Annotated in this window: 9 protein-coding genes; 8 read left to right on the plus strand and 1 reads right to left on the minus strand. The window is 31.2% G+C overall.

The window, feature by feature from the left end; translation table 11 throughout:
- Positions 1–208 precede the first annotated feature (208 nt).
- Positions 209–1,138 carry a PfkB family carbohydrate kinase gene (locus tag H527_RS0105790; protein WP_027411824.1) on the plus strand — a complete coding sequence of 310 codons (930 nt, stop codon included), beginning with the start codon at positions 209–211 and terminating at the stop codon, positions 1,136–1,138.
- 87 nt (positions 1,139–1,225) lie between these two features.
- Positions 1,226–3,124, plus strand: coding sequence for an amidophosphoribosyltransferase (locus tag H527_RS0105795; protein WP_027411825.1), 1,899 nt, complete (start codon positions 1,226–1,228; stop codon positions 3,122–3,124).
- A 270-nt stretch (positions 3,125–3,394) separates the two neighbouring features.
- On the opposite strand, the gene H527_RS0105800 is transcribed toward H527_RS0105795, so the two are convergent.
- The gene (locus H527_RS0105800; RefSeq protein ID WP_027411826.1) at positions 3,395–4,003 is read right to left on the minus strand and encodes a superoxide dismutase; all 609 of its coding nucleotides are present in this window, start codon (positions 4,001–4,003) and stop codon (positions 3,395–3,397) included.
- A 193-nt stretch (positions 4,004–4,196) separates the two neighbouring features.
- Between H527_RS0105800 and H527_RS0105805 the strand changes: the two genes are divergently transcribed.
- The 6 genes from H527_RS0105805 (at position 4,197) to H527_RS0105830 (ending at position 15,700) form a co-directional block, all read left to right on the plus strand.
- Positions 4,197–7,352 carry a UvrD-helicase domain-containing protein gene (locus tag H527_RS0105805; RefSeq protein ID WP_027411827.1) on the plus strand — a complete coding sequence of 1,052 codons (3,156 nt, stop codon included), beginning with the start codon at positions 4,197–4,199 and terminating at the stop codon, positions 7,350–7,352.
- A gap of 283 nt (positions 7,353–7,635) precedes the next feature.
- Positions 7,636–9,033 carry an OmpA family protein gene (locus H527_RS0105810; RefSeq protein ID WP_027411828.1) on the plus strand — a complete coding sequence of 466 codons (1,398 nt, stop codon included), beginning with the start codon at positions 7,636–7,638 and terminating at the stop codon, positions 9,031–9,033.
- A 136-nt stretch (positions 9,034–9,169) separates the two neighbouring features.
- On the plus strand, positions 9,170–11,911 hold the full coding sequence (locus tag H527_RS0105815; RefSeq protein ID WP_027411829.1) for a PD-(D/E)XK nuclease family protein: 2,742 nt from the start codon (positions 9,170–9,172) through the stop codon (positions 11,909–11,911).
- A gap of 122 nt (positions 11,912–12,033) precedes the next feature.
- Positions 12,034–12,882: an alpha/beta hydrolase family protein gene (locus H527_RS0105820; RefSeq protein ID WP_027411830.1), complete on the plus strand. Its 849-nt coding sequence runs from the start codon at positions 12,034–12,036 to the stop codon at positions 12,880–12,882.
- 57 nt (positions 12,883–12,939) lie between these two features.
- Positions 12,940–13,224, plus strand: coding sequence for a hypothetical protein (locus tag H527_RS0105825; RefSeq protein ID WP_027411831.1), 285 nt, complete (start codon positions 12,940–12,942; stop codon positions 13,222–13,224).
- 82 nt (positions 13,225–13,306) lie between these two features.
- Positions 13,307–15,700, plus strand: coding sequence for a TonB-dependent receptor (locus tag H527_RS0105830; protein WP_027411832.1), 2,394 nt, complete (start codon positions 13,307–13,309; stop codon positions 15,698–15,700).
- Positions 15,701–15,711 lie beyond the last annotated feature (11 nt).

Consider the following 15,711-nt stretch of genomic DNA (forward strand, 5'->3'; position numbering starts at 1 on the left):
TTTAATCCACATTATGGAGTTTAATTCTCTGAGGCTTTTCTCGAAAGCAAAATATATTTTTAGAAATATACTTTTGTGATATCCAATTTTCTTGGTCAAGATATCTTGCAGAATATAGATTCTTTAATGAGAACAAAGAAGACTTTGATTTTGATGGATTTGCTTGAAAAGTAAAACGTATATTTGCAAAAAAAAATCACGCTATTTTATGAGTAAATTACTTATTGTAGGCTCTATCGCCTTTGACGCTATTGAAACTCCTTTTGGTAAAACAGATAAAATATTAGGAGGGGCAGCACCTTATATAGCACTTTCTGCATCTAATTTTAACGTTTCTTCCGCGATTGTTTCTGTAGTTGGTGAAGATTTTCCTGTAGATTATCTTGAAATGCTTAAGGCAAAGAATGTTGATATTTCTGCTGTAGAAATAGTTAAAGGAGGAAAAACTTTTTTTTGGAGTGGTAAATATCACAACGATTTAAACTCGAGAGATACATTAGATACACAACTTAATGTACTTGCAGATTTTAATCCAGTCGTTCCTGAAACGCATAAAAATTCAGAGATTGTAATGTTAGGAAATTTAAATCCTTTAGTGCAATTAAGTGTTTTAGAGCAGCTTACTACAAAACCTAAGTTAGCGGTATTAGATACTATGAATTTTTGGATGGAAGATGCTTTTTTAGGAGATCTTTTAAAAGTGATTGCTAAAGTAGATGTGATTACTATAAATGATGAGGAAGCCAGACAGTTAAGCGGAGAATATTCCCTTGTAAAAGCGGCAAGAGCGATCGAAAAAATGGGGCCAAAATATGTGGTGATTAAAAAAGGAGAACATGGAGCATTGTTGTTTCATAAAGAACAGATTTTCTTTGCTCCAGCTTTACCATTAGAAGAGGTTTTTGACCCTACAGGTGCAGGAGATACTTTTGCAGGAGGTTTTTCAGGGTATTTAGCCAAAACTGGTAATATTTCCTTTGAGAACATGAAAAAAGCAATTATTCATGCATCAAACTTAGCTTCTTTTTGTGTAGAAAAATTTGGAACAGAACGAATGGAAAATTTAAGTATGGATGAAGTACAAAAACGACTTCGTCAATTTAAAGAATTGACACAATTCGAAATAGAATTATCTTGACATAAAATGTAGCCCTAAAGCGATTGTTTGGGGCTTTTTTAATTATGGTATACGTAACACAACAATATTTAGAATTTTTGGAACACAATGAGTGATGCATTAAAACACGAATGCGGGATAGCATTTATCAGGCTGTTAAAGCCATTAGAGTATTATAAAGAAAAATACGGAAGTGCATTTTATGGGGTAAATAAAATGTATTTGATGATGGAGAAACAGCATAATCGTGGTCAGGATGGAGCAGGTTTTGCAAGTATTAAATTAGATACAGATCCAGGAGAGCGATATATTAGTAGAGTTCGATCTTGTGAATCACAACCTATACAGGATATTTTTGCTCAGATTAATGATAGGATTAATAAAGAGTTAGATGAAAACCCAGAATATGCATATGATGTTGATTTGCAGAAAAAAAACATACCCTATATAGGAGAAGTGCTTCTTGGACATGTTCGATATGGTACATTTGGTAAAAACAGTGTAGAAAGTGTTCATCCTTTTTTGAGACAAAATAATTGGATGCATCGTAACCTTATTGTGGCTGGTAATTTTAATATGACAAACAATGATGTATTGTTTGATAATCTTGTAAGATTAGGGCAGCACCCTAAAGACAAAGTGGATACGGTTACTGTGATGGAGAAAATAGGACATTTTCTAGATTCTGAAGTAGCTAAACTATATAAAAAGTTAAAAAAAGAAGGTTTTAATAAAAACGAAGCCTCTCCACAAATTGCAGACCGACTAAATGTTGCAAAAATTCTTAAAAAATCATCAAGAGATTGGGATGGAGGTTATGCTATGGCTGGTATGTTAGGCCATGGAGATGCATTTGTATTAAGAGACCCAGCAGGGATAAGACCAGCATATTATTATAAAGACGACGAAGTAGTTGTAGTAGCATCAGAAAGACCAGTTATTCAAACAGTTTTTAATGTTGCTTTTGAGGATGTAATGGAATTGGATCCAGGGAAAGCAATCATTATTAAAAAAAATGGAGAAACCTCAATAAATAGAATTATGGATTCTTTAGAACGAAAAGCTTGTTCTTTCGAACGTATTTATTTTTCTAGAGGAAGTGATGCAGAGATTTATGAAGAAAGAAAAGAATTAGGAAGATTACTTATGCCTCAGGTGCTAGAAGAAATAAACCATGATACAGTTAATACGGTTTTTTCTTTTATTCCTAATACCGCAGAAACTTCATTTTATGGTATGGTGGAGGCTGCTCAAGATGAGCTGAATAAGCAGAAGAATGAAACTATACTTTCTGAAAAAGATACGTTGACAGATGAACGACTTTCTGAAATTCTTTCTTCTAGATTAAGAACAGAAAAAATAGCTATCAAAGATGCTAAACTTCGAACCTTTATTACAGAAGATAGTAGTAGAGATGATTTAGTAGCTCATGTTTATGATGTAACTTATGGAGTAGTAAGAAAAGAAGATAATTTGGTAATAATCGATGATAGTATTGTTAGAGGTACTACTCTTAAGAAGAGTATTATTAAGATGATGGATAGATTAAAGCCAAAGAAAATAGTTATTGTTTCTTCAGCACCACAAATTCGTTATCCAGATTGTTATGGAATCGATATGGCAAGACTAGAAGGGCTGATAGCATTTCAAGCTGCATTAGAACTTTTAAAAGAGAATGGAAACTATGATCTTGTAGAAAAAGTTTATGAAAAATGTAAAGCACAAGAAAATTTAGCGGATGCTGAAGTCCAAAATTTTGTAAAAGAAATTTATGATGGATTTTCTGATCAGGAAGTAAGTGATAAGATATCGGAACTGTTGAGCGATACCTCGGTAAAATCTACGGTAAAGATTATTTATCAAACAGTAGGCAATTTACATAAGGCTTGTCCAAAAAACCTTGGAGATTGGTATTTTACAGGAAACTATCCAACAGCAGGAGGAAATAGGGTTGTAAATAAGGCGTTTATAAATTTTTATGAAGGTAAAAATGAAAGAGCGTATTAAAAAACAAAAATGTTTGTTGTTAAAAACGGTTAATTTGTGTATTTCAACAAGTATTTTGACCTTTCATCTAAAACATTTTTTCACTATGAAATAACGTATTATATTAGCAAAGCCATAGCATAAGTAGGTTAAGTTCATGGTAGATTTGGGGCAAAAAAAGGTGGATCTTCCACCTTTTTTTATTTTATAACAATTCGTAAAATTTATATCATAAAAAAAGCGCCAAGTAAATTAATTTACTTGGCACTTTTTTATTTCTATTTTTTTAAACTATTTTCCTTGGGCATATCGCTTAGAAACTTCGTTCCAATCAATTACATTAAAAAATGCAGATACATAATCTGGACGACGATTTTGATAGTTTAAGTAATATGCATGCTCCCAAACATCTAGTGCAAGGATAGGAGTACCTCCGCAACCAATACCTGGCATTAAAGGATTATCTTGATTAGGAGTAGAGCAAATTTCTACTTTTCCTCCTTGATGAACACATAACCAAGCCCATCCAGAACCAAATCGAGTGCCTGCGGCTTTTGAGAAAGCCTCTTTAAAAGCATCAAAAGATTCATAAGCCGCTGTTATTGCATCAGCAAGCTCGCCAGAAGGTTTTCCTCCTCCATTTGGAGACATTATTTCCCAAAATAAATTATGGTTATAATATCCACCTCCATTATTTCTAACACCTCCATTAGACATATCCAGATTAATAAGAATATTATCAATGGTTTTACCTTCAAGATCCGTTCCTTTAATGGCGTTATTTAGGTTGTTGGTATATCCCGCATGATGCTTATCATGATGAATTTCCATGGTACGGGCATCTATATGAGGTTCTAACGCATCAAAAGCGTAGTTTAATTTTGGTAATTCGAATGACATATGTTATTATTTTGATTAATAAAAAATAAAAGTGACACCAAATTTAATAATTAGAGTGGTGAATAAAAATTTATAATTGTTATAAATTAATTAAAACCAAAAGCAGTATAAGATCCACGGTTCTGTTTTGGATAATTTCTGCAAGTAGGTACTATAAGAATCTCGGGTTTTAGTATTTTAGTAAAAAAAAGAATTGAGCGCTACTACTGCATTTACCGTCTATAACGCTGCTGCTGGTGCAGGTAAAACATATACTTTGGTTAAAATGTATTTGATTACTTTGCTAAAAGGCGAATTTAAAGATAGTTATAAGAATATTTTGGCAATAACCTTTACCAATAAGGCTGTTGCAGAAATGAAAACAAGAATCTTAGAAAACCTCGTAGCTATTAGTGCTTCTAATACTCCTATAAAGTATCAAGGATTGTTACAAGAGTTAATTTCTGAAACGGATATAGCAGAAAAAGAACTTAAACAAAAAGCAAATAGAATGCTTAAGAGTATTCTTCATAATTATGCAGCATTTGATATTGTTACTATTGATACATTTACGCATAGGATAATTCGAACATTTGCTCATGATTTAGGAATACCTATGAATTTTGAAATCGAAATGAATACAGATTCTTTAATAGAAGAAGCTGTAGATGCGGTAGTAGCTAAAATTGGGTTAAATGAAGAGCTTACTAAATTGATTATCGATTTTGCAATTAGTAAATTAGAAGATGATAAAAGCTGGGATATTACTATAGAGCTTAATAAGGTGGCTAGGCTTTTATTTAGTGAAAACGATAGAAAATATCTTAATAAACTTTCAAATAAAGAGATTAGTGATTTTGAAAAGCTAAAAAAGCTATTGTATCAAAAAACTAAAGATTTAAAAAACATAATCATAATTTCTTCAAAAAAAATTCTAGATCAAATATATAGTCTAGGATTAGAAAATAAAGATTTTAGCAGAGGTACTATTCCTAATCATTTTCAGAAGCTTAGTGATGGAGTAACTAAACTAGATTTCAAAAAAACGAAATGGGCTCAAAATATTGAGACTGCCGATTTTTATACGAAGACCTTAAAAGAGGATAAAAAAGAGAGGATTGATGGTATTAGATCTGCCATTGAAACCGCTTTTTTAGTAACAAAAGATCAGTTATTACAACTTTCTTTGTTAAACAATATACTTAAAAACATAACTCCATTATCCGTACTAAATGCAATTAATAAAGAATTGATAGAAATCAAAAAAGAAAGAAAAATTCTATTAATATCAGAGTTTAATACTATAATAAGTAAAGCTATTCAGGGACAACCTGCACCATTTATATATGAACGTTTAGGAGAACGATACAGAGATTATTTTATTGATGAATTTCAGGATACTTCAGTATTACAGTGGGATAATCTAGTACCGCTTATAGATAATGCAGTTTCTACAGAAACTTTAACAGGAAAAAGAGGGCAAATTACCATTGTTGGAGATGCAAAACAGGCTATTTATAGATGGAGAGGTGGTAGAGCAGAACAGTTTATAGAGCTCTCTTCAGAAAAGAATCCATTTTCTGCAAAAGAAAAGCAAGTACATAATTTACCCAAAAATTATCGAAGTCACGAGGAAATTATTAAATTTAACAATCAGTTGTTTACCTTTTTGTCAAATGATTTTAGTGATGAAAAGCATCGTGAATTATACGTGTCTGGTAATAAGCAAGAAACAAACTTAAAAAAAGGAGGGTATGTAAACATATCTTTTATTAAAGCTAAAAATGTAGCTGAAGAAAATGAAGTATATCCAGAAAAAGTTTATGAAATAGTAAGGGATCGTGTAGATAATGGATATACACTTAATGAAATCTGCATTATTGTTAGAAAACAAAAAGAAGGAGCTGCAATAGCAGATTTTCTTACTCAAAAAGGATTGTCTATAATTTCTTCAGAAACATTATTGATAAATAATGCTCCTCAAGTAGCTTTTATAGTAAATATACTTACTTGGCACACCTATTCAGATCACTTACAGTCTAAAATAGCAGCACTACACTTTTTAACAGAAAGATTTTCTGTACAAGAAAAACATTTGTTTTTGAAAAAAATGACAGATAGTGCACCAGATGCATTCTGTGCAGAACTAAAAAATTTTGATATTGATTTTAGTTTTACAAAGCTTGTAATAAAACCTCTTTATGATGCGGTAGAGTATATAATAGCAAGTTTTTCTCTGGCAGATAATACTACGGCATATACACAATTCTTTCTGGATGCAGTATTTGCATTTACTCAAAAATATACAGAGGGTATTGTTGGGTTTCTGGCGTATTGGGAAACCAATAAAGAAAAATTAAGTATAGTAGCTCCAGAAACAGAACAGGCAATTCAGATAATTACAATACACAAAGCTAAAGGACTAGAGTTTCCTTGTGTGATATATCCATATGCCAATATTAATATTTATGATGAGATTGAACCAAAGACTTGGTTTCCTGTTGATAAAGAAAAGTATGCTGATTTTGAAGAAGTATTTATTAATTATAATAAGGAGATATCAGATTATGGTATAGCTGCTGAAGAAATAGTTCTGCATAGGCAAGCACAATTAGAACTAGATACATTTAATTTATTATATGTAGTACTTACCAGAGCGAAAGAACAATTGTATATCATTTCTAAACTAGAGTTAAATGCTAAGGGCGAAAGTAACTCTAACACCTTTTCAGGTAAACTAATCTCCTATTTAGATCATCTTGGAATATGGGATTCTGAAAAGACAGAATATGATTTTGGAAGCCCTTTACGACCAAAAATAGAAATTGCTAATTCAGAAAATAAATCAAAAGTCATCAATCTCTCTAAATTTCAGAACATATCTGGAAAATACAAAATAAACATAGTTACTAATTCTGGAAAATTATGGGATACTTCCCAGCAAAATGCTATAGAAAAAGGAAACTTAATACATGACCTTATGGCTTCTATATATGTTTATGAGGATGTTGAAAAAGTTATAGAAGAAGCATATATGACAGGAAAGATTATGTTTTTAGAAAAAGAGACACTCTATAACGAGATAAAAAATATTGTAGACCATCCAGAGCTTTCTCAATATTTTTCTAGAGATAACACCATTTATAATGAAAGAGATATTATTTCTAAAGGAAAATTGTTTAGACCAGATCGAATAATAATTGATAAAAATAATTTAACCACTATATTAGATTATAAAACAGGTATTCATAACGCTTCATATTCTAAGCAAGTAGAAGAATACGCTATTCTTCTTGAGGATTTAGGACATACGATAAAAGACAGGGTTTTAGTTTATTTTAATGAAGCAATTACTTTAAAACATGTATAAATAAACAGTCATTTTTAGAATTACTAAAAGAAATTATAAGATAAAAGATATTTTTATCTTATAATTGTAACATTATTATAAAGATAAACACTATAACTTTTTCTAATATAGCTAAAGTCATTATTTTTTTCGGGATAAAATGATGTTGAATTAGACTGAAATTCCCTTGAAAACTATGATAGATACTGGCTTGTTAAGAAAAATTTATTAGATTTATCTTTGACAGTTATTTTTAACATATTACATTTGCTCTAATTAACACTTAAAAATTAAATTATTGAATATGAAACATCTTAGCAGATTTTTAGTGGCTTCGTTACTAGTACTTGGATTTAGTACGGCGAATGCACAAGATGAAAACAATCCTTGGGCGGTTTCTATAGGTATTAATGCCGTTGACATCTTTCCTACTGGGGGAGACCTTATTAATCAGGGAGAAATTTTCGATGAATTTTTTAATGCTAGCGAACACTGGAACATACTTCCATCTGTATCCAAATTATCTGTTGGAAGATATATAGGAGATGGTTTTTCTTTTACAGTTGCTGGGTCAGTTAACAAGATAGAAAAATTTGGAGAAGAACTTAATGGAGACACAAAGGCAGTTAATGACCTATCTTACTATGCAGCCGATGCAAAAATTGGTTACAGCCTAAAAAACGTATTAAAAACAAAATGGTTTGATCCTTACCTAGGAGTAGGTGGAGGTTATACTTGGATTGATGAAGTAGGAGCAGGAACTTTAAATGGTTCTGCTGGAATAAACTTTTGGTTAACCGAAAACTTAGCTTTTAACGTTCAATCAACGTATAAGCATGTATTTGAAGATTATGAAACTGGGGGTTATATCCCAACACATTTCCAACATTCTGCAGGACTTACTTTCGCTTTTGGAGGTAAAGATACTGATGGTGACGGAATATATGATAAAGATGATGAGTGTCCAGACGTTCCTGGTTTAGCTGAATTTAACGGTTGTCCTGATACTGATGGCGATGGAATCACTGATGCTAAAGACGAATGTCCTGATACTGCTGGTTTAGCTGAGTTTAATGGATGTCCTGATACTGATGGTGACGGAGTTCCAGATCCTAAAGATGAGTGTCCTACTGAAGCTGGATTAACTGGACTTAATGGTTGTCCTGATGCTGATGGTGATGGAATTGCTGACGGTAAAGATGGTTGTCCAAACGAAGCTGGTCCAGCTGCGAACAACGGATGTCCTTACCAAGATAAAGATGGTGATGGTGTATTAGATAAAGATGATAGTTGTCCTGATGTTGCTGGTACTGTTGCAAACAATGGTTGTCCAGAAGTAACTGAAGAAGTGCAAAAAACACTTAATAACTACGCAAAAACGATCTTATTTGATACAGGTAAATCTAGTATTAAAGCAGAATCTAACAAAGTGTTAGGAGATATTATTGGTATCTTAAAAGAGTATCCAAATGCTAAGTTTACAGTAGAAGGACACACAGACAGCGTAGGTAGTGCTACACTTAACCAAAGATTATCAGATTCAAGAGCTAATTCTGTAAAAAATTACTTAACAGAAAACGGTATCGATCAATTTAGATTATCTGCTGTTGGATATGGTGAAGACAGACCTATCGCTTCTAACAAAACTAGAGCTGGTAGAGCAGAAAACAGACGTGTAGAGATCAATTTACTAAAAGAATAAGTAATACCTCTCACAACATAAATAGTAAAAACGTCCCGAAAATTTCGGGACGTTTTTTATTTTTAGAAAATTAACCAATTATTACATTTTTTTGTTTATAATTCCACATCTGTTAATTCCTTTAAAACCCTAACATTTGAAAAGTTTTCTAAAAGAAGTATTATTAGAACTATGTAGTGCTAATGAGGATTTAAGCGATCTGCTTTTTATTGTCCCTAGTAAGCGAGCAGGACTTTTTCTTAAAAAAGAACTTGTAGAAATCTATGCAGATACTACTCTATTTGCGCCTATAATCCTTAGTATTGAAGAATTTATTATTCAATTATCCGGTTTACAACAAATAGATAATACACAAACATTATTCGAGTTTTATGAAACCTATCTAAGTACTCATCCTGATGTAGAGAAAGAAAATTTTGAAACGTTTAGTAATTGGGCGCAGACACTAGTATACGATTTTAATGAAATCGACAGATATTGTATTGATCACAAAAGTTTTTTTACGTACTTATCTGGAATACAAGATTTAAACCATTGGTATTTACAGGAAGAAAAAACAGAGCTAGTTAAAAATTATATTAGGTTTTGGGAAAGCCTTATAGATTACTATAATAATTTTAAAAACAAGCTTTTAGAAAAAAAAATAGGATATCAGGGATTGTTGTATAGGAAAGCCTCAGAAGACATACAGTCGTATATTAAAACCGAAAAGAGAAAACATATTTTAGTAGGATTTAATGCTTTAAATAATGCAGAGCAAATTATTTTCCAATCTCTTTTAGAGGCAGATATTGCTCAAGTCTATTGGGATGCAGATCAGTTTTTTTTCGAAAACACCTATCACGAAGCATCTTTGTTTTTAAGAACATATAAAAATCAGTGGGAGTATTATAAAAAGAAACCTCTTCAATGGATAAATAATAATTTTTCTTCAAAAAAAGATATTACTCTTATTGGCGTTCCTAAAAATATTGGTCAAGCAAAATCTGTTGGACAATTGTTAGGAAAGCTTTCTGGATCCGAAATGGAAAAAACAGCATTGGTACTGGCTGATGAAAGTATGTTACAGCCATTGCTCAATTCGTTGCCAGATGTTGTTAAATCCCTAAATATTACGATGGGATTACCTTTAAAAGAAGTTCCGACAGCTGCATTTTTTGAATTATTATTTAATCTACATAAAACGTCAACTAATCCTAAAGGGTTTTATTATAAACAAGTATTAGAGATTTTAAATAGCTTACCTGCATATAGATTACTCGGTCTTAATGCGAAAAAATTGATTCACACCATATCTAGAGACAATATAATATTTATAACACTAAAAAAATTACAAGACCAAACTACCGAAAAAGAAAAACAAGTGCTTGCACTGCTGTTTGAACCTTGGAAAGATGTTACTACAGCTTTAGATAATTGTAGAGAAATAATACAATTACTAAAAAATAGCCTGGATAAAGAAAAGAATGAATTAGAATTAGAATATGTATATCATTTTCATTTAGTATTTAATAAAGTTTCTACTTTACATACTAAATATCCATACTTAAGTAGTTTAGGATCTTTGTATACATTATATAAGGATATTTTAACGACAGAAACATTAGATTTTTCTGGAGAACCATTTAGTGGATTACAGCTTATGGGTATGTTAGAATCTCGTTGTTTAGATTTTGAAACCGTAATAATCACTTCTGTAAATGAAGGTACTTTGCCAGCAGGAAAAAGCATGAACTCTTTTATTCCTTATGATCTTAAAAGAGCATATAATCTTCCTACTTATAAAGAAAAAGATGCAATATATACCTATCACTTTTATAGATTAATACAAAGAGCCAAGAAAGTGTATTTATTATACAATACAGAAGATGAAGGATTTGGAGGAGGAGAAAAAAGCAGATTTTTACTTCAGTTAGAGATAGATAAAAGACCAAATCATAAACTCTCTAAATATATGGTATCTGCAGAAGTACCCAAATTAATAAAGCAGCCCTTACAAGTTGATAAAAACCAAGAAGTACTATCTAAATTAAAAGATATAGGAGCACATGGGTTATCTCCATCAGCATTAACAACATATATAAGAAATCCAATGGATTTTTATTATAAGTATGTTTTAGGAATTAAAGAAACAGAAGAAGTAGAAGAGACTATTGCCGCAAATACATTAGGAACAGTAATTCACAATACTCTAGAAATATTTTATAAACCTATAGAAAATAGATTTCTTAGTATCGAAGATATTAAAGAAATGAGAGGGCAAATAGATAAAGAACTTAATAATCAGTTTAAGCAAGAATACACAAAACTAGATATTACGCAGGGTAAAAATCTATTGATTTTTGAAGTAGCAAAAAGATATATTTATAATTTTTTGAAAGCAGAAGAAGCGCTTTTACAGAGGGGGTCTCAATTAAAAATTTTATCTATAGAAAGCAATCTAAAAACCAAATTAGAAATCCCGGGTTTAGATTTTCCTATTTATATAAAAGGAAAAGTAGATAGAATAGACTCGCTAGACGGGCAAATAAGGATAATAGATTATAAAACAGGAAAAGTATCTCGTAACGATGTTGTTATTATGGATTGGGATACTATTATAGAGGATTATAAATATAGTAAAGTAATACAGGTTTTAGCATATGCCTATATGCAACATAATGAAAACCCAATATCAGAAGGTTTTCAGGCAGGTATAATTTCATTTAAAAACTTACAAGAAGGGTTTCTTAAGTTTGGAACAAAAGAAAATATAAGAGGTAAAATAAACGATGAAATTACAGATTCTGTATTCGAGTCTTATCTAATCCAATTACATAAGTTAATTATAGAAATTTTTGATATTGAAATTCCATTTACCGAAAAAGAAGTAGGATGATTTAAAGTGAAAATAATATTTATATTTAAGCTTTATAGAGGTTTAGCTCCTGATCAGGCTTATATTAGAATAAGATATAGTTTGAGGAAATAAAGTGATATTAATGAATAAAGTATCAGTTCATGATTGTGAAAAATAAAAATATACAATTAGAAGGAAAACATCAAAAACCTATTTTAACAGATGTTTTTTATAAAGAAGAACAATTTAAAAAACCTGTTGTTATTTTTTGTCATGGATATAAGGGGTTTAAAGATTGGGGGGCTTGGGATTTAGTAGCCACTACTTTTGCAGATGCAGGATTTTTATTTGTTAAATTTAACTTTTCGTATAATGGAGGGACTATACTGCAGCCTATAGATTTTCCAGATCTTGAGGCATTCGGAAATAATAATTACATCAAAGAGTTAGATGATCTTAACACCGTTGTAGATTGGGTTACTTCTCCAAATTTTGAATTCAAAAATCAAATAGATAGCTCTAATATTATTGTGGTAGGGCACTCTAGAGGAGGAGGGATTGCAACTATAAAAGCAGCAGAAGACTCCAGAGTTACTAAATTGATTACTTGGGCTAGTGTTTCTGACTATAAAAGTAGGTTTCCAGAAGGAGAAATTCTCGATAAATGGAGAGAAGATGGAGTTATGTATATAGAAAATGGAAGAACAAAACAAAAAATGCCACATTATTTCCAATTTTACACCTCTTATATACAAAATGAAGAAAGGCTTAATATTGCAATAGCTGCTAAGAAAAATAAAATCCCTCATTTAATCATTCATGGCACAAAAGATCCAACAGTTAATGTGCAGGAAAGCAGGCAGATTAAGGATTGGAGTACTAATAGTGAATTGTTTTTAGTTAAAGGAGCAGATCATGTATTTGGGATAAAACATCCTTGGGAAAATAAAAGCTTATCAACAGATCTTGAGGTAGTATTACAGAAATCAATTGATTTTGCGAGCCTTTAACACTTTATTAATTAAAAAATACAATAAGCAATCCTTTTTTTTCGTTTATTTGTCATAATGAAGTTTAATAGACAAATATTAGCATCTATATTTTTGATACTTTTCGGTATCATTCAATTAGCAGACTTGCATATTGTAAGTCATGATGATAATGATGTAGACTGTTCTCTTTGTAAATTTACTTTAGATAATCATAATACTAATTTTACTTCTCCAGATACGATTACTGTTTCAGATGTAATACTTGTTCCTACAGATGTTGTTAGGATTACTTACGTTAACCAATATTTTGGATCTGGATCTACCCATACATTTTTAAATAAAGCCCCTCCTGTAGCTTAGTTTTTCTAGAGCTATTTTATTAAGGACAATTCAACTATTAGTATAATCTTACTAATCAGTTATTACTTATTATTTTTTATAGATGAAAAGATACACTTGGTTACTTGTGTTTCTTCTCGGGATCAACCTCTTATCTTCTCAAGAATGTGATAAAACACTTTCTGGTAGAGTTATAGATTTTCATGATGGGGTTCCTCTTGAAGCAGCAACAATAACATTTAACAATCGTACAATTGTAACAGATGCAATGGGGGCTTATGCTATTAGTGAGCTTTGTGAAACAGCATATGCTTTTACAGTATCTCATGAGAAATGTAACTCTCAGGTTATAACATTGGATATAGCTAAGGTGTCTTCAAAGGATTTTTATTTAGAACATCATCTTAATGAATTAGAGGAAGTAAAAGTAGCTGGAGCTAATATTAATAAAACAACTTCTGGGGAAGAAGAAACCATTGATTCTGATATTATTGAAAAATATAGTAGTGCTTCTCTTGGAGATGCGTTAAAAGAAATTACAGGTGTTTTTTCGCTAAACACAGGATCTACTATAGTAAAACCGATTATTCAAGGGCTTAGTGGTAGTCGAGTATTGATTATGAATAATGGTGTTCGCATGCAGGATATGGAGTGGGGTGATGAACATGCTCCTAATCTAGATGTTAACACAGCAGGTAATGTTACTGTTGTTAAAGGAGCCTCAGCTTTGCGATATGGAGGAGATGCTATTGGAGGAGTTGTTATTATAGAGCCTAATAAAATACCAGCAAGAGACACTTTGTATGGTAAGACAATGATAACAGGAGGATTGAATGGAAGAGGAGGGTCTTTTTCTTCAGAATTGATAAAAGGTTATCAAAACGGATGGTTTTTTAAGGCGCAAGGAACGATGAAACGATTTGGCGATGTGGAATCACCAGATTATATTCTATCTAATACAGGAGTATTTGAAAAAGGAGTATCTGTATCTCTTGGAGTAAATAAATTTACACATGGTTGGGATGCATATTACTCGTTTGTTGATAACAAAATAGGAGTATTGGCAGCTTCACATATTGGTAACATAGATGATCTCATTAATGCTATCAATAATCAAAATCCTGAAATTATTAGAGATTTTACTTATGAGATAAATAATCCAAAACAAGAAGTTACTCACCATTTAGGAAAATTACGATATTTTAAACGTTTTGAAGAACTAGGGAAATGGAGTACTCAATATGATTTTCAGTATAACCAACGTTTTGAGTTTGATGTTCGCAGAACCGAAGAACTTAGTAAGTTGCCTAGTATTGATTTAGAACTAAAAACACATACAGTAACATCAGATTTTAATTTTGATTCGAACCCCAATTTTTTATGGAATATGGGAATGCTATTTAGGTATCAAAATAACTTTGCAAATCCAGATACAGGAGTAAGAAGGTTGATTCCTGATTATAATAAGTATGATGCTGGTGTATTTATTACTGGAGAATATAGTATAACCAATGACATCATGTTAGATATGGGTATTCGATATGATTATAACCGCATGGATGCCGAAAAGTTTTATCTAAAATCTAGATGGGATGAAAGAGGTTATGACAAAGATTTTGCGGGGTTTATTAAGGAAAATTTTAATTCACAATGGCTTACTAATCCTGTTTTTGATTATCATAGTATTTCTGCAACTACTGGTATGCAATATATTTTTAAAGAAGATTATCAATTTCGATTTAATTATGCATTAGCACAAAGGGCTCCAAATCCATCAGAACTTTTTAGTGATGGTTTACATCACTCTGCTGCCAGAATAGAATTAGGGGATTTGACAATAGATCAAGAAACATCACATAAAATATCTATAGCAGCACAAAAGAATACAGAAAAATTGGGATGGGAAATCGCACCATACGCCAATGTAATAAATGATTATATTTTATTAGAACCTGTAGCTGTACAGCTATCGATACGAGGAGCTTTTCCTGTATGGGAATACAGACAATCCAGTGTTACACTATTAGGATTGGATACAAAGCTTTATTTTAATTGGCATAAAAATTGGAGAACAGATCATAGTTTTTCTATTGTAAAAGGGAGTGAGAATAAAAAGAGTATACCACTAATTAATATGCCTCCTCCCAAGTTTGATAACGGTATTACGTATAAAAATGAAGATTGGTTTGGTTTACAGATGTCTTTAGAGAATCAATATTTTTTTAGACAAAATGAATATCCTTCTAATATATCTGTATTTTCTCCTCAACAAGCCAAAGATGTCTTTTTAGATATTAATACCCCTCCAAAAGCATATCATGTTTTAAATGTAGATACTAGTATGAAGTTTGAGATAGGAGAAAAAAACAAGTTAAAAGTTGGAGTAGCTATAAACAATATATTAAATAATAATTACAGAAATTACTTGAATCGTCAGCGATATTTTGCGGATGATCTGGGTAGGAATTTTTTACTAAGAGTATCTATAAACTATTAAATTATAAAAAT

Source organism: Aquimarina muelleri DSM 19832 (genome assembly GCF_000430665.1).
GTDB lineage: Bacteria > Bacteroidota > Bacteroidia > Flavobacteriales > Flavobacteriaceae > Aquimarina > Aquimarina muelleri.

Excerpts from the sequence above, each read along its gene's own strand:
- H527_RS0105810 (WP_027411828.1), top strand. The coding sequence starts at position 7,636 with ATGAAACATCTTAGCAGATTTTTAGTGGCTTCGTTACTAGTACTTGGA.
- H527_RS0105830 (WP_027411832.1), top strand. The coding sequence starts at position 13,307 with ATGAAAAGATACACTTGGTTACTTGTGTTTCTTCTCGGGATCAACCTC.
- H527_RS0105820 (WP_027411830.1), top strand. The coding sequence starts at position 12,034 with ATGATTGTGAAAAATAAAAATATACAATTAGAAGGAAAACATCAAAAA.
- H527_RS0105795 (WP_027411825.1), top strand. The coding sequence starts at position 1,226 with ATGAGTGATGCATTAAAACACGAATGCGGGATAGCATTTATCAGGCTG.
- H527_RS0105825 (WP_027411831.1), top strand. The coding sequence starts at position 12,940 with ATGAAGTTTAATAGACAAATATTAGCATCTATATTTTTGATACTTTTC.
- H527_RS0105800 (WP_027411826.1), bottom strand. The coding sequence starts at position 4,003 with ATGTCATTCGAATTACCAAAATTAAACTACGCTTTTGATGCGTTAGAA.
- H527_RS0105790 (WP_027411824.1), top strand. The coding sequence starts at position 209 with ATGAGTAAATTACTTATTGTAGGCTCTATCGCCTTTGACGCTATTGAA.